The sequence below is a fragment of the Pseudomonas sp. LS.1a genome, from assembly GCF_022533585.1.
In the GTDB taxonomy this organism is placed as follows: Bacteria; Pseudomonadota; Gammaproteobacteria; order Pseudomonadales; family Pseudomonadaceae; genus Aquipseudomonas.
Genome location: NZ_CP092827.1, coordinates 4,227,480 through 4,247,297, shown reverse-complemented (window position 1 = coordinate 4,247,297; position 19,818 = coordinate 4,227,480). Strand labels below are relative to the sequence as shown.

Here is a 19,818-nt window from a genome sequence, read left to right as displayed (position 1 = left end):
GTCCCTGTGAAGCCTGCGGTCAGTCGATGCGTTTGGCCGACTTGATGTAGACCGGGTCGGCCGGTACATCGCGCATGCCTTTCTTGATGGTGGTCGGCGAATTGACGATCTGGTCGACCACCTCCATGCCCTTGGTCACCTTGCCGAACACGGCATAGCCACGGTCACGCCCAGGGTTGAGGAAGTCGTTGTCGGCCACGTTGATGAAGAACTGGCTGGTGGCCGAGTTCGGGTCCTGGGTACGGGCCATGGCCAGCGTGCCACGGGTGTTCTGCAGGCCGTTGCCGGCTTCGTTGGTGATCGGGGCGCGGGTGTTCTTCTGCACCATCTGGTCGGTGAAGCCGCCGCCCTGGACCATGAAGCCCGGGATTACACGGTGGAAGATGGTGTTGTTGTAGAAGCCGCTGTCGACGTACTCGAGGAAGTTCTTGGTACTGACCGGCGCCTTCTCGGCATTCAGCTCGATTTCGACCTGGCCGAAGCTGGTGTCCAGCAATACGTGCGGGGTCTTGTCGGAGGCCATGACGCTGGTGGCGAAGGCGACCGAGCAGGCGGTGAGCAGGAGTTTTTTCAGCATGGGCTCAAAGATCCTTGAGAGGTGGAAGCGGCTGCAAGGAATTGCAGCAGGGTCTGGTTGAAGACCTCGGGTTGGTCGAGGGGTGTAGCGTGCCGGGAATCGTCGATGACCACCAGCCTGGCGTGAGGCATCAGGGCGACGTAGCGCTGCTTCAGTTGTATCGGCGTGTAATCGTGGTCGGCGGCAACCACCAGGGTAGGACAGTGGATCTGCCCGATGCGTTCCTGCACGCCCCAGTCGACGATGGCGTCGAAGCTCTTGAGGTAGGCGCGCTTGTCGTTGCGTGCCCAGCGCTGGGCCATTTTCTGCCGCAGTTCGGCCTGCTGCGGTTTGGGAAACAGCCGCTCGGCCAGGCCCTTGCCGACGGTTTCGACACTGAGCAGGCGCGCCAGGCCCCAGCGCTTGAGCCACCACAGCCAGTCATTGCGGGTGCGGCGCTTGACCTCGGGGGCGCTGTTGACGATGCACAGGCTGCGCAGCCATTGCGGGTGGTCGACGGCAAACTGGAAGCCGACCATGCCGCCCATGGACAGGCCGACGAAGTGCACGGGGCCGGTGTGCAGGTGTTCGAGCAGGGCCAGCAGGTCGGCACTGAAGGTGGCGATCTGGTAACCGTCGCGTGGCTTGTCGGAGCGGCCGTGGCCACGGATGTCCATGAGGATCACCCGGTAGTGGCGGCTGAGCACCGGCACCTGCAGCTCCCAGTCCTGGCAGCTGGAGCCCAGGCCATGCAGCAATACCAAGGGTTCGCCCTGGCCATATTCCTCGTAATGCAGTGCGCATCCTTCGTGTTCGAAATAGGCCATGGGCGCGGTCCTCTCAGGCTTGTGGGGGGGCTGCGAAGGGCACGTCCAGTGGGGCGGTGTCGAAATTGCGCAGCAGGTCGATGAGAATCTGCGTGGCCGGGCCCAAGGTCTTCTCTTTGCTCGAATAAAGGTAGAACAGTGGGTGGCGGCTGCCACCCTGATCCAGCGGCAACGGCTTGAGCACGCCTTCGCGCAGCTCGCGCTCGATCATGTGCCGGGGCAGCCAGGCAAAGCCCAGGCCGCTGCTGACGAAGGTAGCGGCGGTGCCCAGGCTGCCGACGGTCCAGCGCTGCTCGGCACCCAGCCAGCCGACATCGCGCGGCTGAGCGCGGCCGGAGTCGCGGATTACCACCTGCAACTGGCTTTCCAGGTCCTGGAAGGTCAGCTCGCGGCCCAGGCGGTGCAGGCTGTGTTCGGGGTGGGCAACGGCGACGAACTCCACCGCGCTCAGTTCGGCGCCCAGGTAGCCGCCGATGCTGTAGCTGCTGATGGCCAGGTCGGCGATGCCTTCGTGCATCACTTCCTCGACGCCAGACAGCACTTCTTCACGCAGGCGCACGCGGCAGCCGCGGCTCTGCGGCATGAACGCGGCCAGGGCGCGTACCAGGCGGGCGCTGGGGTAGGCGGCATCGACCACCAGGCGTACCTCGGCCTCCCAACCCTGTTCCATGTGGTGGGCGAGGTCTTCGAGCTGGCTGGCCTGCTTGACCAGATGGCGGGAGCGGCGCAGCAGGACATTGCCGGCCTCGGTGAGTACCGCCTTGCGGCCGTCGATGCGCAGCAGCGGCACGCCCAGTTGCTCCTGCATGCGGGCCACGGTGTAGCTGACCGATGACTGCGAGCGGTGCAGTGCCTCGGCGGCCTGGGCAAACCCGCCGTGATCGACCACTGCTTGCAGGGTTCGCCACTGGTCAAGGGTTACGCGCGGCGCTTTCATCTTTCGCTCCTGTTGTCCTAAGCTGCGCTCTTTCAAGGAGAGCGGCCCATGAAGAAATGTTGTGCGGCAATACTGATGTGCCTGCCCCTCGGGGCCATGGCTTATCCCATCGACGTGGAGAAGGAACTGACCGGAGTCAAGCTCGACTACACCGCCTATGACACGGCCTATGACATTGGCGCCATCACCCTCAACAACTATGGGCAGGTACCGGCCGCGTGCAAGGTGACCTTCCGCAACGGCCCGGAAGCACCACGGGTGCGCCGGGTGATGGTACCGGCCGGGAAAAGTGTCGATGTCACCGCCAAGTTCAACCGGCAGATCATCAAACTACGGATCGCCTTGAACTGCACTGCAGAATAAGCTGATAAATCGATAGATTGAACCCATTTTTTACGCTTTTTTATCGATAGGTCAAGCCGTAATCTCACCTCCATCGAATCGCAACCCTTTTTGCCGATGGAGGCACCCCCAATGTCCCGCGTACTGATCATCGAAAGCAGCGCCCGCCAGCAGGATTCCGTTTCCCGTCAGCTGACCCGTGATTTCATCCAGCAGTGGCAGGCCGCCCACCCGGCCGATCAGATCAGCGTGCGCGACCTGGCCGTGAACCCGGTGCCGCACCTGGACGCCAACCTGCTGGGTGGCTGGATGAAGCCTGAAGAACAGCGCAGCGCTGCCGAACTGGAAGCGCTGGCCCGATCCAACCAACTGACTGATGAATTGCTTGCTGCCGATGTGCTGGTGATGGCTGCGCCGATGTACAACTTCACCATCCCCAGCACCCTCAAGGCCTGGCTGGACCACGTGCTGCGTGCCGGCATCACCTTCAAGTACACCCCCACCGGCCCGCAGGGCTTGCTGACCGGCAAGCGCGCCATTGTCCTGACGGCCCGTGGCGGCATCCACGCCGGTGCCACCAGCGACCACCAGGAACCGTACCTGCGCCAGGTAATGGCCTTCATCGGCATTCACGATGTCGACTTCATCCATGCCGAAGGCCTGAACATGAGCGGCGAGTTCCACGAGAAGGGCGTCAACCAGGCCAAGGCCAAGCTGGCGGCGGTGGCCTGAAGCTTAGCGAATTCCCAACCCTGACACCTGTTGTTGCTCCTTTGGGTGTACCTGCCCGGCCCGCATGGCCGGGCTTTTTTATGCCTGTGAATTTTGTGGGGGCCTGTGCCGGCCTCTTCGCGGGTAAACCCGCTCCCACAGGAATATCACGGCACCTGAGATCAGTAGTGTCCCTGTGGGAGCGGGTTTACCCGCGAAGAGGCCGGCACAGCCCCACATTCCTCATGGTTGAACTCATTCATCGCAACCCGCTAAGGTCGCGGCCTTGATCCACGAGAGGCAACCATGGGCTACCTGATAATCGTCGCGCTGATCCAGGCGTTTTCCTTCAGCCTGATTGGCGAGTACCTGGCCGGGCACGTCGACAGCTACTTTGCCGTGCTCGCGCGCGTGGTGCTGGCTGGCCTGGTGTTCCTGCCGCTGACCCGCTGGCGCCAGGTCGAGCCGCGCTTCATGCGCGCGATGCTGCTGATCGGTGCGCTGCAGTACGGCATCACCTACGTCTGCCTGTACCTGAGCTTTCGCGTGCTCACCGTACCGGAGGTGCTGCTGTTCACCATTCTCACGCCGTTGCACGTGACGCTGATCGAAGACGCCATGAACCGGCGCTTCAACCCGTGGGCCCTGGTGGCAGCGCTGGTGGCGGTGGCCGGTGCTGCGGTGATCCGCTTCGACACCATCAGCGGCGAGTTCTTCATCGGCTTCCTGCTGCTGCAACTGGCCAACTTTACCTATGCCGCCGGCCAGGTGCTGTACCGCCACCTGGTCGCACGCCACCCCAGCGACCTGCCGCACTACAAGCGCTTTGGCTATTTCTACCTGGGCGCGTTGATCGTGGTGTTGCCGGCCTTCCTGCTGTTTGGCAATGCCCAGCATTTGCCGACCAGCAACGTGCAGTGGCTGGTGTTGCTGTTCCTGGGCCTGTGCCCGACGGCGCTGGGGCTGTATTGGTGGAACAAGGGCGCCTGCCTGGTTTCGGGCGCGACGCTGGCGGTGATGAACAACCTGCATGTACCGGTAGGGCTGCTGATCAATTTGCTGATCTGGAACCAGGACGAACCACTGGGCAGGCTGTTCATCGGCGGGGCGGTGATCCTGGCGTCGGTGTGGATGAGCCGCCTGGGTACCCTGACGTTATCAAGCAAGCCATGGCGCAGTCAGCTATGACGCGTTCGTTACTGAACCCAAATCCCGCCGGTACCTACCCGATAATCATGAAAATAAAATCGGGAGACCGGCGTGAAGCTAGAAACGCGAAGTATCGAATTTGTCCCACACGCTGAGCGTTATGGCACGCCTAAACGATTGTTCACCATCTGGTTCAGCTCCAACTTCCAGATAACCGCCCTGATGGTCGGCACCCTGGGCGTGGCCTCGGGGCTGAGCCTGGGCTGGACCTTGCTGGGCCTGTTGGTCGGCAACCTGATCGGCACCGTGTTCATGGCCGCGCACTCTGCCCAGGGGCCACACCTGGGCGTGCCACAGATGATCCAGAGCCGGGCCCAGTTCGGTGTCCATGGCGCGGCGCTCCCACTGCTGGTGATGGTCACGGCCGCAGTCCTGTTCCTCGCCGCCAGCGGCGTGCTGATGCGCAATGCCCTGCAGGCCCTGGTGCCCATGAGCGATGACCAGGCGATCGTGGTGGTTGGCTTGCTGACCTTTGTCATCGGCTTTGTCGGCTACGAACTCATCCACCGCCTCGGGGCGTGGATGAGCCTGTTGTCCACCTTGGTTTTTGCTGGTGCCCTGGTGCTGATTCTGCTGCACCCCGGCGACATGGCAACCACAACGGCGGTGAGTACCGGCTTTTCGTTCACCGCGTTCAACCTGATCGTTGCCCAGTCGGCCTCGTGGACGCTGGGGTATGGCCCGTATGTGGCCGATTACTCGCGCTACCTCCCGGCCAACGTCAACCCGCGCGCCACGTTCTGGGCCACCTATTGCGGTTGTGCGCTGGGCTCCTTCGCCATGATGGCATTGGGCGCGCTGGTAGCCGTGGAGCTGCCCTCGGCACTGGGGCATGACCCGGCCACAGCCATTGCCGCGTTGTTTGGCCCGTGGGCGCCGTTGGCGCTGGCAGTGATTGCGCTGGGGGTGATCCAGTACAACGTCCTGTGCCTGTACAGTGCCTACATGTCGTCGGTCACGATCTTTGGCGCCTTCAAGACCATCCGGCGCGTGACCGCGACTGCCAAGGCCCTGGTAATGGCTGGCCTGACCGCAGCGGCAACGGTGATCGCCATCGCCACCCAGTACAATTTCGATACGTTCTTTGCCGACATCCTGATCGGCCAGCTGTACCTGCTGATTCCATGGAGCGCGATCAACCTGGTGGATTACTACTGGGTGTGCCGCGGCCACTATGATGTGGGGGCGCTGTATGACGCCAAGGGGCGTTATGGCTGCTTCAATCGTCGAAGCCTGGCGGTGTACGCCGTGTCGATCATCGGTACCATCCCGTTCATGAAGCTGTCGTTCTACACGGGCTTCGTGGCCGAGTGGCTGGGGGCGGACATCAGTTGGGCGATGGGGTTGATCCTGGCTGGCGCGCTGTATTGCATGGTCCATGGACGCGAGAGCAAGCCGCTTTCGACAACCTGGAATGCGCACCCCTGACTCGGCCTTGGCACGGAAAGGGGCTGCTTAAACACCCCTCAGGCGTAATGCCTGTCAATCAAGCAATTTGGGGCCGCTTTGCGGCCCATCGCCGGCAAGCCAGCTCTCATTGAACTGCACATAACTCATTGAATTAGCAGGGGCCCTGTGGGAGCGGCTTTAGCCGCGAACACCGGCGCAGCCGGTGCCATGCACCGCGTTGGATTCTTCGCGGCTAAAGCCGCTCCCACAGGGTGCGCGGATTGCTTGCAATTTCAGTTATCTACGCGACAGCGCAGCCCAAAGGGCTGGGCCATGGGCTACGAAGCAGCCCTGGCAATCTCAAGCCTCGCTCATTTCTTCCAGCCGACGCGGCACAGGCTCTTGCGATACACGCCCGCTCAACCCCACCCGCATGTCGTTGCCACTCGGCTGCTGATACAGGCTCAAGCCAAATTCCGGCAACACCGCTAGCAGGTAGTCGAAGATATCCCCCTGGATCCGCTCGTAATCGGCCCACACGGTGGTGGTGGTAAAGCAGTAGATCTCCAGCGGTACGCCCTCGGCGGTGGTCTGCATCTGCCGTACCATGCAGGTCATGTTCGGGTGAACATTGGGGTGGTTCTTCAGGTAGGCCAGGGCAAACGCGCGGAAGGTGCCTATGTTGGTGAGCTTGCGGCGGTTGGCCGACAGCTCGGCCACCGGCCCCATGGCCTCGTTCCAGCGCTGCAGTTCCTGACGCTTGGCGGCCAGGTAGTCGGCCAGCAGGTGCACCTGGCTCAGGCGGTGTTCCTCTTCGCGGGTGAGAAAGCGCACCCCGGCCGCATCGATGAACAGGCTGCGCTTGATGCGCCGGCCACCGGACTGCTGCATGCCGCGGTAGTTGCGGAACGACTCGCTCATCAGGCGCCAGGTGGGGATGGAGACGATGGTCTTGTCGAAGTTCTGCACCTTCACGGTGTGCAGGGTGATGTCCACCACGTCGCCATCGGCGCCCACCTGGGGCATTTCGATCCAGTCGCCCACGTGCAGCATGTCGTTGCTGGTCAGCTGCACGCTGGCGACGAACGACAGCAGGGTGTCCTTGTACACCAACAGCAGCACCGCCGACATGGCACCCAGGCCCGACAGCAGCAACAGTGGCGAGCGGTCGATCAGGGTGGCGACGATGACGATGGCGGCGAAGATCCACAACATCATCTTGGCCAGCTGCACGTAGCCCTTGATCGAGCGGGTGCGGGCGTGTTCGGTGCGGGCATAGATGTCGAGCAGGGCATCCAGCAGGCACGACAGCGCCATGGTCATGAACAGCAGGGTAAAGGCCAGAGCGACATTGCCGAGGAAGTGCTGGGCGGTGTCGGACAGCTCGGGCACCAGTTTCAGGCCGAACTGCAGCACCAGTGACGGCGTGGTCTGCGCCAGGCGGTGGAACACCTTGTTGTTGCGCAGGTCATCCAGCCACTTCAGCGCTGGCTGGCGGGCCAGCAGGCGGGCGCCATGCAGCACCAGGAAGCGCGCCAGGCGGCCGATGACCAGGGAAACCAGCAGCAGCACCGCCAGGCCGATGGCCGCGTGCAACATCGGATGTTGGTCAAGGGTGCCCCACAGGTCGAGGGAGTCACGCCAGATTCGTTGGATATCCATGGGCTTGCGTACAGTCTTGTTGCCAAACGAAGCGCCATTAGAGCGCGTATGGCGACAAAGTTGCCAAAAGAAATTCGGCTAAGGCGGCAGAAAACGTTACCCTATGCAACTGAATTTCCCGCACTTGCCTGAGGTTACCTCCGTGTTCTCCCAATTCGCCCTGCACGAACGCCTGCTTAAAGCCGTGGCCGAGCTTAACTTTGTCGAGCCAACCCCGGTGCAGGCCGCGGCCATCCCCCTGGCCCTGCAAGGGCGTGACCTGCGCGTGACCGCGCAGACCGGCAGCGGCAAGACCGCAGCCTTCGTGCTGCCGCTGCTCAACCGCCTGGTCGACCTGCGCGAGCGCCGCGTGGAGATCCGTGCGCTGATCCTGCTGCCGACCCGTGAACTGGCCCAGCAGACCCTCAAGCAGGTGCAGCTGTTCTCGCAGTTCACCTACATCAAGTCGGGCCTGGTCACCGGTGGTGAAGACTTCAAGGAACAGGCCGCCATGCTGCGCAAGGTGCCGGACGTGCTGATCGGCACCCCGGGTCGCCTGCTGGAGCAGCTGAACGCCGGCAACCTCGACCTGTCCCACGTGCAGGTGCTGATCCTCGACGAAGCCGACCGCATGCTCGACATGGGCTTCGCCGAAGACATGGAGCGCCTGTGCAAGGAGTGCGAGAACCGCCAGCAGACCCTGCTGTTCTCTGCCACCACCGGTGGTGCGGCCCTGCGCGACATGATCGGCAAGGTGCTGAAAGACCCTGAGCACCTGATGCTCAACAGCGTTTCGCAGCTGGCCGAAGGCACCCGCCAGCAGATCATCACCGCCGACCACGACCAGCACAAAGAGCAGATCGTGCAGTGGCTGCTGGCCAACGAAACCTTCGACAAGGCGATCATCTTCACCAACACCCGCGCCCTGGCCGACCGTATCTACGGCCACCTGGTGGCCAAGGACGTGAAGGCCTTCGTGCTGCATGGCGAGAAGGACCAGAAGGACCGCAAGCTGGCCCTGGACCGCTTCAAGCAGGGCAGCTCCAAGGTACTGGTGGCTACCGACGTTGCGGCCCGTGGCCTGGACATCGACGGCCTGGACCTGGTGATCAACTTCGACATGCCGCGCAGCGGTGACGAGTACGTGCACCGCGTGGGCCGTACCGGCCGTGCCGGTGGCGAAGGCCTGGCGATCTCGCTGATCACCCACAACGACTGGAACCTGATGTCGAGCATCGAGCGCTACCTCAAGCAGCAATTCGAGCGCCGGGTAATCAAGGAAGTGAAGGGCACCTACAACGGGCCTAAGAAGGTCAAGGCCTCGGGCAAGGCGGCGGGCAGCAAGAAGAAAAAGGTCGAGAAGAAGACCGGTGACAAGAAGGCAGCCGCCAAGCGCAAGCCAACCGCCAAGCCGAAGGCCAACGCACCGCTGGCCAGCGCTGACGGCCTGGCGCCGCTGAAGAAGCGCAAGCCTGCGGCTGAGTAACGCTCGGTAACGGTGTTAGCTTCTTCGCGGGTGAACCCGCTCCCACAGCGACCCTACAGGCTTCCAGGCCTGTGCGATCCCTGTGGGAGCGGGTTTACCCGCGAAGAGGCCAGCACAGGCGGCCACTATTCAGCCTTTTTCTCCGCCTCTTTCAACTCCTTGATCCGCTTGTCGATCAGCTGACACTTGTCGGGCAAATCCTTGCTCGCCGTCCCAAGCTCCATCCCTTGAAGCTCGTCATTGATCTCCTTGGCCTTCTGCGGGTTCTGCTCGGTCAACTGGGTGACCAACCCGGCCAGCTCTTCGCGTTTCTGCGTCGCTTCTTCCGGTGTGCAGGCCCAGGCGGGCAGGGCGCAGAACAGGGCAGTGGCGCAGGCAATGGGCAGCAGCAGTTTCATCCTTCCTACCTCCGGCGGTGGTAATGCCCGGTGGAGGCATGTGCCTGGCCGTTAGTTCAGCGCCTTCGACCGGTGGCACTTCATGGTCAGCCTGTCCGCAGCCGGGCATCTGACCTAGCCTTGTGAGCCATTTGGCCAGGCCACTTCCCTCCAGGTTGTAATCCCTTTCCCAAAACCTCCTGAAGCTATTGAAGAGTGGGCGATCGCTCCCTAGCCTTGGCCTGGATCAGGAGGTATCGTATGTACAGATGTAAATACGGAGCGTCCCATGTTCTTTGAATGGGACGATGCCAAGAACCAGATAAACATCCGCAAGCACGGCATCGACTTCAGCGATGTTCCGGATATGTTCAATCACCCGATGCTGATTCGCCGCGATGACAATCCGGACCACGATGAGGAACGCTGGGTCTGCCTGGGCTGGCTGAAGTGTCTGATAGGCGTGGTCGTGTACACGGAAAGGCAGGGTGATGTCATTCGCATCATTTCTGCATGCAAAGCCACCAGATGGGAGGCCAAACATTATGACCAAAGCATCGAAAACTGACTGGAGTCGCCTGGCTCGACAGGACGACCAGGCTATTGATACCTCGGATATTCCTGAGCTGGATGAAAATTTCTTCCGAGAGGCCGAGCTGCGAGTTCCAGCCAAGCAGACGGTGACCATTCGCCTCGATTCCGATGTCCTCGCCTGGTTCAAAGAGCAGGGTAGTGGCTACCAGACCCGGATCAACCAGTTGCTGCGCCAGTACATGCAAGCGCAACAACGCCAGCGCTGAGATATTTCGGAACGCCGGGCAACCTCGACAGGTCCCAACCTGTGTACCCCTTCCGTCCACAGCAGGAGCCCGTAGCCATGAGCATCGCCTACGACTGGGACCTGATCGAGCGTTTGCTGCACGAGGTGCAGAACGGCGCCGGTCACAGCTTCACGCCACGCCCCTATGCCGAGCAGCACGCTGCGGCACTGGCCGCCAAGGGGGAGCCGGTGGGCGACCTGGACCACCTGAAAACCCGTGCCTGCGAGTACGAAAGGCTGCTGTTCGAACGTGGCTTTATCGAAGCCCGGCCCGAAGAGGACGGTGGCAATGGCGAGAACTTCGTGCTGACCGAGCGCGGTTCGCGGCTGCTGAGCCTGATCGACAGCAGCATCCCCGGCTTCGAGCACCCGCGCCAGGTGCTGGACGAGCAGGAGGACGCGCTGGACGAAACCACCTTCGAGCAGGTGTCGGCGAAGGCACAGATCGCCTGAGGTCGTTTTGAGGCTGGCAAGGGCGGCCATGGACACCCGATAATCGGTAGTTCCTGAACACTGCCGAGCCCTTGCCCATGCCAATGACCATTTCAGAGGCCCGCCCATGAGCGCGGTCCGCAAGAACCCTGATGCCTTTGCCTTCCAGGTGATGCTGGGGCTGTGCCTGATCTGGGGCTGCCAGCAGGTGTTGATCAAGACCGCCGCTGTCGATATCGCCCCGGTGATGCAGGCGGCCTTGCGCAACGGCATCGCCGCCGTGCTGGTGGGCCTGATGCTGTGCTGGCGTGGTGGCTGGGAGCAGGTCGGCAGCACCTGGCGTGCCGGGGTGGTGGCGGGCGGGCTGTTCGGCCTGGAGTTCCTGTTCATTGCCGAGGGGCTGAAGCTGACCTCGGCGGCGCACATGTCGGTGTTCCTCTATACCGCGCCGGTGTTCACCGCGTTGGGCCTGCATTTCCGGTTGCCCAGCGAACGCCTGCGGCTGCTGCAGTGGCTGGGGATTCTGCTGGCCTTCGGCGGCATTGCCATGGCATTTGCCGGCGGTATGTCGTTCGAGCACATGGATGGCCGCACCCTGTTGGGGGATGCGTTTGGCGTGATTGCGGGGCTGGCCTGGGGCGCGACCACGGTGGTGGTGCGTTGCTCGCGGCTGTCGGAAGCGCCGGCCACCCTGACCCTGTTCTATCAGTTGGCGGTGGGCTTTGCCGGGTTGCTGCTGATTGCCTTGCTCAGTGGGCAGATCGGCGCGGTGTCGTTTACACCGTTGGCGATGGGTAGCGTGCTGTTCCAGGGGATTGTGGTGTCGTTCATCAGCTACCTGACCTGGTTCTGGTTGCTGCGCAAGTACCTGGCGTCGAACCTGGCGGTGTTTTCGTTCATCACCCCGCTGTTCGGGGTGACCTTTGGCGTGTTGCTGCTGGATGAGCCGCTGAGCCTGAACTTTGTGGTTGGCGCGTTGATGGTGCTGCTGGGGGTGATCCTGGTGAGTGCCGAGCCTTGGGTGAAGCAGCAACTGCGTAAGCTTGTTGGGTAATCTGTAGCCTGTGCCGGCCTCTTCGCGGGTAAACCCGCTCCCACAGGGGGGCACGATCCTCAAGACCTGTGCAGTACCTGTGGGAGCGGGTTTACCCGCGAAGAGGCCGGCACAGGCAACTGCAATTCAGGATGCAGCCTTGGCCTGACAGGCGCTGCCCTGCGGTGCAGAGCCGGCAAACAGCACCAACCCCCAGCCACCACCAACCCTCCCGCCGCCACCATCAGCGCCGGCTGCAGCCCGCCGCTGTAATGGCTGCTGAGCGCGGCCAGCAACGGCCCGCTCAACTGCCCCAGGGCAAAGCACGCCGTCAGCAGCCCGGCATTGCGCTGCGTGGCATGCGGCGCCAGCTCCCGCGAGCGCTGCATCACCAGCTGCATGCAGGCCAGGAACGGCCCGCCACACAGCACCACGCCCAACGCCAGCCCGACACCCCCGCCCATCAGGCAGGCCAGCACGCCCAGCCCCTGCAACCACAGGGTGGCGGTCAACCAGGTCGAGGTGCGGCCACCACGCCGCAGGCTCACCAGCAGCACCCCCAGCGCCGCCGCCAGGCCGAACGCCGGCCAGAACAAGTCGGCCAGCCACTGCCCGCGGAACTGTTGGTTGGCCATCTGCGACAGAAAGGTGGCCGGCAGGATGTAACCCACGCCATACAGGGCATAAACCAGCCCCAGGCGGCCGATGCCGACACTGCGCGTCGGGCCCTGGCCTGCAGCCGACGGCACCGGCGCCGCTTGCAGCGCCCGGGGCAGCCAAGGCCGGAGCGCCAGCAGCATCACCAGCGCGGCCACGGCATAGATCAGCCACAGTGCAGCCGAGCCCAGTCCCCACAAATGCGCCACCAGCGCCAGCAAACCCGTCAGCGCAATGCCCAGGCCGGGCCCGGCGAACACCAGGGCACCCAGGCGCTGGCGGTTGTTGGCATTGGCTACCTGCTGGCTGAGGCTGGTGATCATCACCAGCACCCAGGCGCTGGCCACGCCGGTGCCGAAGCGCAGCAACAGGTGGCTCCAGAACCCGTCGGCGGCCCATGAGGCCAGGGTCAGCAGCACGCACAGCCACAGCCCGCCATGCAGGCGCAGGCGCACCTGGCCCGGCGCGCGGGCGAACATGGCGTCGACCGCGCCGATGAAGTAACCCAGGTAGTTGGCCGCTGCCACCAGCCCGGCGACCGTCAGGTCGAACTGGCCTTCGGCGATCAGTTGCGGCAGCTGCGGGGTAAGGGCGAAGCGGCCGATGCCCATGGCCATCATCAGCGCCACGGCGCTGGCCAGCAGTTGAATGAGTGGCGACATGGCAAGTCTCCTGCACGGATGTAAGCGATGGCTGGCAGGTTAGGGCGGTTTCTTTTTCAATAAAATTGAATAATGATGATCAAGTTGTTCTGTTTTGGAGAATGTCGTGGAATTCAGCCAGCTGCGTATCTTCCAGGCCGTGGCCGAGGAGGGTTCGGTCACCCGCGCCGCAGAGCGCCTGCATCGGGTGCCGTCGAACCTGTCGACGCGCTTGCGCCAGCTCGAAGAGCAGCTGGGTGTCGAGCTGTTCCTGCGCGAGCGCCAGCGCCTGCAGCTGTCGCCGGCGGGCAAGGTGCTGCTGGACTACGCCAGCCGCATGTCAGCCTTGCGCGACGAGGCGCTGGCCGCCGTGCGGGGTGGCCAACCGGCCGGGGACTTCGTGCTGGGGACCATGTACAGCACGGCAGCGACCCATTTGCCGGCGTTGCTGGCGCGTTATCATCAGGCCTACCCGGCGGTGAACCTGCAGGTGCGCGCCGCGCCCAGTGGCGAACTGCTGGAAGGCCTGCTCAACCACAGCCTGGACGCGGCCCTGGTGGACGGGCCGCCGAGCCTGGCGGGGCTGGATGGCGTGCCGTTGTGCGAGGAGGAACTGGTGCTGATCACCAGCCCTGAGCATCCTGTGGTGCACACTGCCAAGGATGTGGCGGGCAAGGCGGTGTTCACCTTCCGTCAGGGCTGCTCGTACCGCATGCGTCTGGAGGCCTGGTATGCCCATGCCCATACGCCCATGGGCCGGGTGATGGAGATCGAGTCTTACCAGAGCATGCTGGCCTGTGTGATCGCCGGCGCGGGGGTGGCGATGATGGCCCGGTCGATGCTCGACAGCCTGCCCGGGCGCGACCGGGTGCGGGTGCACCAACTGCAGGCACCGTTCGATCAGGCGGTCACCTGGTTGATGTGGCGCCAGGGCATGCGCGGGGCGAATTTGCAGGCCTGGATCGACCTGCAACAAAGCGAAACGATTAACCAGTCGTCGGAATGCGCCGCTACGGCTTGATCCGTATCAAAATGGCCCGTATCTGTAGGTGTAGAGGCATGCGTAATACAGGACATAGGGCTATGATCTGTATGAAACATCGCAGGATTGAATTGCCGTGAGGCTGACCCGTCAAGGGGGCATTATGAATAAACCACTGTCCAACTGGCTCCACGACCTGGCTGTCGCCTTGGGGCTGATTCCACCACCCTTGCAGCCGGTGCCGATCCCGACTGATGAGGAGCAGCGCAAACGCCAACCGCGTCGTCGCTGATAAATACAAAGGCCGCTGCACCTGGGTGGGTGCAGCGGCCTTTTCGTGTCTGCCAGTTGTGTGTTGCCTGTACCGGCCTCTTCGCGGGCTTGCCCGCTCCCACAGGTACCCCATGAATTTCAAGGCTTGTGGTATCCCTGTGGGAGCGGGCGAGCCCGCGAAGAGGCCAGTTCAGGCTGTAGATCAGGCCAGTTTCACCGCCGCCACCGATTTACGCGACATCAGGCTAACGACCACAAAACTCACCAGGCCAACCGCCAGGCTGTAGTAGATCGGCGTATTGGCCTCCAGCCCATCCTTGAACATGAACAGCAGCGCGGTAGCGAAGCCCAGCGACATGCTGGCGATCGCCCCGGCGGTGGTAGCGCGTTTCCAGAAGATCGCCCCGATCAGCGGGATCAGCATGCCGCCGACCAGCAGGTTGTAGGCCAAAGTCAGGGCGTTGATCACATCGTTCACCATCAGGGCGATGCCCAGCACCACCAGCCCGGTGAGCAGGGTGAACAGGCGGCTGACGCCCAGGCTCGACTGCTTGCCGCCACGCAGCTTGGGCAGCAGGTCTTCGGTCAGGGTGGTCGACGCAGCCAGCAGGCCGGCGCTGGCGGTGGACATCATGGCGGCCAGCGCCGCTGCCATCAGCAGGCCACGGATGCCATCGGGCAGGGTGGTCTTGATCATCTCGGCAAAGGCATTGTTCGGGTTGGCCAGGTCGGGCATCAGCACGTGCGCAGCCATGCCGATCGTGGCGCAGGCCAGGCCGTACAGTACGCAGTACACACCGGCAGTGGTACCGGCACGCTGGCAGACCTTCTCGTCACGGGCAGTGAACACCCGCTGCCAGATGTCCTGGCCGATGAGGATGCCGAAGAAGTAGATCAGGAAGTAGGTGATGATGGTGTCCCAGCCAATGGTGGTCAGCTGGAAGCTGGCCGCCGGCAGCTTGGCCACCAGGGTGTCCCAGCCACCGGCCTTGTACAGGCACACTGGCAGCAGGATGAACATCAGGCCGACGGTCTTGATCACGAACTGGACGATGTCGGTCAGGGTCAGCGACCACATGCCGCCAATGGTCGAGTACAGCACCACCACACCACCACCCAGCAGCAGCGAAGCCCAGAACGGCAGGTCCAGCAGCACCTGCAATACGGTGGCCATGGCCAGGGTCGAGGTGACGCCGATCATCAGTGCGTAGGCCAGCATGATCACGGCGCTGGCCTGGCGTGCGGTCGGGTTGTAGCGCTGCTCCAGTACCTGGGTCACGGTGAAGATGCGCAGCCGCAGCAAGGGTTTGGCCAGGAACAGGTTGAGGGCGATGATGCCCAGGCCCAGGGCTGCGCACAGCCAGAAGCCGGAGATGCCGTGGACGTAGCCCAGGCGTACGGTGCCGACGGTAGACGCACCACCGAGCACGGTAGTGGCCATGGTGCCCATGTACAGGACCGGGCCGAGGTTGCGCCCGGCCACCAGGTAGTCCTCATGGGTTTTCGCGCGCCGCATGCCATACCAGCCAAGCCCGAGCATGCCGACGGTATAGATCATTACAACAATGATGTCCAAGGCCATTGGGGGTCTCCCGATTATCTTTATTATGGCGAGATCGACCACGCGGGCGGGTTCACGGCGCCCGGCGGTCTTGTCGTGTTGTTGGCGGGCCTCTGTGGCCCTCCCTCATGGCTCCTGCCGGGGTGTAGCGGTATTAACGACGCACTACGCCTGGTAGCACGCAGAGCATTTCGAACAGCAGGTTGGCACCGAGCAGCGAGGTGTTGCCGGTGGTGTCGTAAGGCGGGGAGACTTCGACAAGGTCACAGCCGATCAGGTCCAGGCCGTGGCAGCCGCGAATGATCTCCATCGCCTGGATGGTGGTCAAGCCGCCGATTTCCGGGGTGCCGGTGCCTGGTGCCCAGGCCGGGTCGATGCCGTCGATATCGAACGACAGGTACACCGGGCCACCGCCGACCTTTTCCCGCACTTCGGCCATCAGTGGCGCCAGCGACTTGTGCCAGCACTCTTCGGCCTGGACCACGCGGAAGCCCTGGCGGCGGCTCCAGTTGAAGTCATCGGCGGTGTAACCCTGGGCGCGCAGGCCGATCTGCACCACGCGCTCGCAATCGAGCAGGCCTTCTTCCACGGCGCGGCGGAAGGTGGTGCCGTGGGCGATCTTCTCGCCGAACATGTGGTCGTTGACGTCGGCATGGGCATCGATGTGCACCAGGCCGATCTTGCCGTGCTTCTTGTGCAGCGCGCGCAGGATCGGCAGGGTGATGGTGTGGTCGCCACCCAGGGTCAGCGGGATGACGTTGTGCTCGAGGATCTCGTCATACGCTTCTTCGATGATGCGTACGGCATCCAGCAGGTTGAAAGTGTTGATTGCCACGTCACCGATGTCGGCCACCGACAACGAGTCGAACGGTGCAGCCCCGGTGGCCATGTTGTACGGGCGGATCATCACCGATTCGGCGCGGATCTGCCGCGGGCCGAAGCGGGTGCCGGAGCGCAGCGAGGTGCCGATGTCCAGTGGCACGCCGATGAACGCGGCGTCCAGGCCTTGGGCACTTTGCAGGTGGGGGAGGCGGAGCATGGTGGCGATGCCGCCGAAACGCGGCATTTCGTTGCCGCCCAGTGGTTGGTGGAGGATCTTGTCCACGGTGGGCCTCATCAGTCGGTCGATTGTTCTGGTTGTTCGAACCTGTGCCGCCGCGCGCCTTCCAGGTGTGGTCTTGCTGGCGGGCAGGGACATTTCGGCCAAGTCTGCTGAAGGTAGTGCCGGGGAAAAATCGCTACCGGCAAATACTTAGTTCAGGAATTTCTGAACTAAAGGCCGGCAGAGCGGTTAGACTGCGCGCAAATACCCTTGCGGAACGTTGCACCATGGCCTCGACCCTGCCCGACCTGAAACTGCTGCGCATCTTCGTCAGCGTGGTGCGCCACCAGGGTTTCGCCAACGCCCAGCGCGAGCTGAACCTGTCGACCTCGGCCATCAGCACCTACATGAGCCAGCTGGAAGGCGCCCTGGGGATCGTGCTGTGCCACCGCGGCCGTGGCGGTTTCAGCCTGACCAGCAAGGGCGAGCTGTTCCATCAGGAGACCCTGCGCCTGCTGGCCGAGCTGGACGGTTTCGAGCAGTATGCCGCCGCCCTGAAGGGCGAGTTGCGCGGCACCCTCAACCTGGGGGTGATCGACTCCACCGTCGGTGACCGGGCCTTGCCGCTGGCCGAAGCCATCGGCGCCTACAGCCAGGAACACCCGGCGGTGCACCTGCACCTGTCGGTGTCCAGCCCTTACGAGCTGCAGCTGGGCGTGCAGGACAACCGCCTGGACCTTGCCATCGGGGCGTTTTCCTCGCGCATGAGCGGGCTGCTTTACCAGCCGCTGTACCGTGAGCAGCACTGGCTGTACTGCAGCAGCCGCCACCCGTTGTATGCCGAACGGCGCATTCCCGAGCCGGTGGTGACCCAGCAGCGCATGGTCGGACGGGGCTACTGGAGCCAGGCCGAGCTGGCCCGGCATGGCTTCAAGCACAGCGCAGCGACGGTGGAGAGCATGGAGGCGCAGTTGATCCTGATTCTCTCCGGGGCCTACATCGGCTACCTGCCCGAGCACTATGCCCAGGCCTGGGTCGACAAGGGCGACTTGCGCGTGCTGTCGCCGTCTACTTTCGGTTACCAGGCACCGTTCTCGCTGATCATTCGCCGCGGGCGCAGTCGCGAGCCGTTGATCCAGACTTTCCGCGACCTGCTCAAAAGCCAGCTCAACGTCGGCTGAGGGGCGGCGCCTGTCTGTAGTTTGTCGGCGTGCGCTAAATTCTTGGCGCCGCTGACCGACAACATAATGGCGTCCTGCTATACATCACATGTGCGTGTGTTGCTGACCCTCCCCCTTTACTCCTTGCAAGGATTGCCCAAGATGCGCATGAATTTGCCCGTCACTGAGCACGAAAGAACCTTTCCCAACGATCAGCGCCTGATTTCCACCACAGACCTCAACAGCCGCATCACCTACTGCAACGACGCTTTCGTGGCGATCAGCGGGTTCACCTACGACGAGCTGGTCGGCCAACCCCACAACCTGGTGCGCCACCCGGACATGCCGCCGGCGGTGTTCGGCCACATGTGGGAAACCATCAAACAGGGCAAACCCTGGATGGGCGTGGTCAAGAACCGTGCGAAGAACGGCGATTACTACTGGGTCAGCGCCTATGTCACGGCCATCTACGAACAGGGCCGCATCAGTGGCTACGAGTCGGTGCGCTCGGTGCCCACCCGCGAGCAGATCCGCCGCGCCGAGGCGTTGTACGCTCGCTTGCGGGCCGGCCGCGCGCCGGTGCCGTGGGCGGCCCGGCTTGGGCATGGCCTGGGCCACGGGTGGCCCTTGATCGGTGCGGGCCTGCTGTCGGCGGCGGGCTACCTGTGGCTGCCGACTTATGCGGCGCTCGGGGTGCTGATGGCCAGCCTGCTGCTGGCCTGGTATCTGGTCGAGCACCGGCAGAACCAGGCCATCCGCCACACGCTGGCCGAGCATCCCAAGGCCTTCACCAGCCCGCTGGTGGCGCTGACCTACAGCGATAACCCGGGCCTGCAGGGCCAGCTCGACCTGGCCATCATCAGTGAGGAGGCACGCCTGCAAACGGCCTTGACCCGCCTGGTGGATGCCGGGGTCGGGGTGAAGTCGCGGGCGGCGCAGTCGTCCGACTTGTCCGATGCCCAGGCCCAGATGCTCGACCGCCAGCGCAACGAGACCGACCAGTCCGCCACTGCCATTGCGCAGATGGCGGCGACCATCCAGGAGGTTACCCACAACGTGCAGAGCACGGCGCACGCAGCGGGTGATGCCGACCAGCTGGCGCAGCAGGGCAGCGAGCTGGCCCTGCAGAGCCTGAAAGCCATGGGCAGCATGAGCGATGCCGTCAATGACATTGGCCAGGCGGTGAACGCCTTGGCCGAGCAGACCCAGTCGATCGGCAGCGTGGTCGATGTGATCACTTCGATTGCCGAGCAGACCAACCTGCTGGCGCTCAATGCCGCCATTGAAGCGGCACGCGCCGGCGAACAGGGGCGCGGGTTTGCCGTGGTGGCGGATGAGGTGCGTTCGTTGGCCCAGCGCACTCGTGCCTCGACCGAGGAAATCCATCACATCATCGCGTCGTTGCGCGCCGGGGCAGAGCGTGCGGTCAGTACGGCGAACCGTGGTGAGCAGATCTCGCGGGACAGCGTGCACAGTGTCGAGGCTGTGCAGGCGGCATTGAGCGGGATTGCCCAGGCGGTCAGCCGCATCACTGGCATGAGCCAGCAGATGGCGACGGCGTCGGAGCAGCAGAGCCATGTAGCCGAGGACATCAACCAGCAGATCGTGAGGATTGCCCAGCTGTGCGACCAGAGTGCCGGGCAGGCCAGGCAGGGCGCGGAAATCAGCCAGGACCTGGAGCGCATGGCAGAGTACCTGCATAGCTTGGCGGAGCGGTTCAACCGTTGAGATCGCAAGGGCTG

General features: G+C 63.5%; 20 protein-coding genes and 1 pseudogene. 13 read left to right on the top strand and 8 right to left on the bottom strand.

Annotated elements, in window-relative coordinates:
• Positions 1–19 precede the first annotated feature (19 nt).
• The 3 genes from MKK04_RS19725 to MKK04_RS19715 are packed head-to-tail and all read right to left on the bottom strand — an operon-like array spanning position 20 to position 2,320.
• Positions 20–577 (bottom strand): peptidylprolyl isomerase, encoded by a 558-nt coding sequence (locus tag MKK04_RS19725; protein WP_207830899.1) that lies wholly within the window; start codon positions 575–577, stop codon positions 20–22.
• Complete coding sequence (locus MKK04_RS19720) at positions 571–1,383, bottom strand: alpha/beta fold hydrolase (RefSeq protein ID WP_063912932.1); 813 nt, start codon at positions 1,381–1,383, stop codon at positions 571–573. Before MKK04_RS19720 ends, MKK04_RS19725 begins: the two co-directional genes overlap by 7 nt.
• 13 nt (positions 1,384–1,396) lie before the next feature.
• A complete protein-coding gene (locus MKK04_RS19715) occupies positions 1,397–2,320 on the bottom strand; it encodes a LysR family transcriptional regulator (protein WP_012273620.1) in 924 nt (307 codons plus the stop codon).
• A 48-nt stretch (positions 2,321–2,368) separates the two neighbouring features.
• Here MKK04_RS19715 and MKK04_RS19710 point away from each other — a divergent pair, with 48 nt between their 5' ends.
• The 4 genes from MKK04_RS19710 (at position 2,369) to MKK04_RS19695 (ending at position 6,010) form a co-directional block, all read left to right on the top strand.
• Positions 2,369–2,683, top strand: a complete 315-nt coding sequence (locus tag MKK04_RS19710) for a hypothetical protein (protein WP_063912931.1) — start codon at positions 2,369–2,371, stop codon at positions 2,681–2,683.
• Positions 2,684–2,794: 111 nt separating this feature from the next.
• On the top strand, positions 2,795–3,394 hold the full coding sequence (locus MKK04_RS19705) for an FMN-dependent NADH-azoreductase (RefSeq protein ID WP_039612586.1): 600 nt from the start codon (positions 2,795–2,797) through the stop codon (positions 3,392–3,394).
• Between the two features lie 285 nt (positions 3,395–3,679).
• Positions 3,680–4,561 carry a carboxylate/amino acid/amine transporter gene (locus MKK04_RS19700; RefSeq protein WP_233693741.1) on the top strand — a complete coding sequence of 294 codons (882 nt, stop codon included), beginning with the start codon at positions 3,680–3,682 and terminating at the stop codon, positions 4,559–4,561.
• 72 nt (positions 4,562–4,633) lie between these two features.
• Positions 4,634–6,010 (top strand): purine-cytosine permease family protein, encoded by a 1,377-nt coding sequence (locus tag MKK04_RS19695; RefSeq protein ID WP_207830906.1) that lies wholly within the window; start codon positions 4,634–4,636, stop codon positions 6,008–6,010.
• 321 nt (positions 6,011–6,331) lie between these two features.
• Here MKK04_RS19695 and MKK04_RS19690 read toward each other — a convergent pair whose 3' ends face one another.
• Positions 6,332–7,633, bottom strand: coding sequence for a mechanosensitive ion channel family protein (locus MKK04_RS19690; protein ID WP_207830909.1), 1,302 nt, complete (start codon positions 7,631–7,633; stop codon positions 6,332–6,334).
• 103 nt (positions 7,634–7,736) lie between these two features.
• On the opposite strand from MKK04_RS19690, the gene MKK04_RS19685 reads away from it, so the two are divergent.
• Complete coding sequence (locus MKK04_RS19685; protein ID WP_241105900.1) at positions 7,737–9,098, top strand: DEAD/DEAH box helicase; 1,362 nt, start codon at positions 7,737–7,739, stop codon at positions 9,096–9,098.
• Positions 9,099–9,223: 125 nt separating this feature from the next.
• Here MKK04_RS19685 and MKK04_RS19680 read toward each other — a convergent pair whose 3' ends face one another.
• On the bottom strand, positions 9,224–9,496 hold the full coding sequence (locus tag MKK04_RS19680; RefSeq protein ID WP_025340165.1) for a hypothetical protein: 273 nt from the start codon (positions 9,494–9,496) through the stop codon (positions 9,224–9,226).
• 268 nt (positions 9,497–9,764) lie between these two features.
• Between MKK04_RS19680 and MKK04_RS19675 the strand changes: the two genes are divergently transcribed.
• From MKK04_RS19675 to MKK04_RS19660, 4 genes are all read left to right on the top strand, one after another.
• Positions 9,765–10,043: a BrnT family toxin gene (locus tag MKK04_RS19675; protein WP_207830913.1), complete on the top strand. Its 279-nt coding sequence runs from the start codon at positions 9,765–9,767 to the stop codon at positions 10,041–10,043.
• Complete coding sequence (locus tag MKK04_RS19670; RefSeq protein WP_046614667.1) at positions 10,021–10,275, top strand: BrnA antitoxin family protein; 255 nt, start codon at positions 10,021–10,023, stop codon at positions 10,273–10,275. The genes MKK04_RS19675 and MKK04_RS19670 overlap by 23 nt, the downstream gene beginning before the upstream one ends.
• 77 nt (positions 10,276–10,352) lie before the next feature.
• Positions 10,353–10,748 (top strand): transcriptional regulator, encoded by a 396-nt coding sequence (locus MKK04_RS19665; RefSeq protein WP_241105899.1) that lies wholly within the window; start codon positions 10,353–10,355, stop codon positions 10,746–10,748.
• A 106-nt stretch (positions 10,749–10,854) separates the two neighbouring features.
• Complete coding sequence (locus MKK04_RS19660; protein WP_233687551.1) at positions 10,855–11,781, top strand: DMT family transporter; 927 nt, start codon at positions 10,855–10,857, stop codon at positions 11,779–11,781.
• Between the two features lie 126 nt (positions 11,782–11,907).
• Here the strand turns inward: MKK04_RS19660 and MKK04_RS19655 are convergent.
• Positions 11,908–13,079: pseudogene (locus MKK04_RS19655) on the bottom strand (MFS transporter).
• Positions 13,080–13,185: 106 nt separating this feature from the next.
• Between MKK04_RS19655 and ptrR the strand changes: the two are divergent.
• Both ptrR and MKK04_RS26515 read left to right on the top strand, forming a co-directional pair.
• Entirely contained in the window at positions 13,186–14,079 is an 894-nt protein-coding gene (gene ptrR / locus MKK04_RS19650) for a putrescine utilization regulator PtrR (protein WP_207830922.1), read from the top strand.
• 124 nt (positions 14,080–14,203) lie between these two features.
• A complete protein-coding gene (locus MKK04_RS26515; protein ID WP_009683677.1) occupies positions 14,204–14,332 on the top strand; it encodes a PA1414 family protein in 129 nt (42 codons plus the stop codon).
• A 183-nt stretch (positions 14,333–14,515) separates the two neighbouring features.
• Here MKK04_RS26515 and MKK04_RS19645 read toward each other — a convergent pair whose 3' ends face one another.
• Positions 14,516–15,895, bottom strand: a complete 1,380-nt coding sequence (locus MKK04_RS19645) for a sodium:solute symporter (RefSeq protein ID WP_207830924.1) — start codon at positions 15,893–15,895, stop codon at positions 14,516–14,518.
• Between the two features lie 133 nt (positions 15,896–16,028).
• Positions 16,029–16,979 (bottom strand): agmatinase, encoded by a 951-nt coding sequence (speB, locus tag MKK04_RS19640; RefSeq protein WP_063912914.1) that lies wholly within the window; start codon positions 16,977–16,979, stop codon positions 16,029–16,031.
• 224 nt (positions 16,980–17,203) lie between these two features.
• On the opposite strand from speB, the gene MKK04_RS19635 reads away from it, so the two are divergent.
• Both MKK04_RS19635 and MKK04_RS19630 read left to right on the top strand, forming a co-directional pair.
• Positions 17,204–18,097 carry a LysR family transcriptional regulator gene (locus MKK04_RS19635; RefSeq protein ID WP_063912913.1) on the top strand — a complete coding sequence of 298 codons (894 nt, stop codon included), beginning with the start codon at positions 17,204–17,206 and terminating at the stop codon, positions 18,095–18,097.
• A gap of 141 nt (positions 18,098–18,238) precedes the next feature.
• Positions 18,239–19,804: a methyl-accepting chemotaxis protein gene (locus tag MKK04_RS19630; protein WP_233693740.1), complete on the top strand. Its 1,566-nt coding sequence runs from the start codon at positions 18,239–18,241 to the stop codon at positions 19,802–19,804.
• The last annotated feature ends 14 nt before the right edge of the window (positions 19,805–19,818 follow it).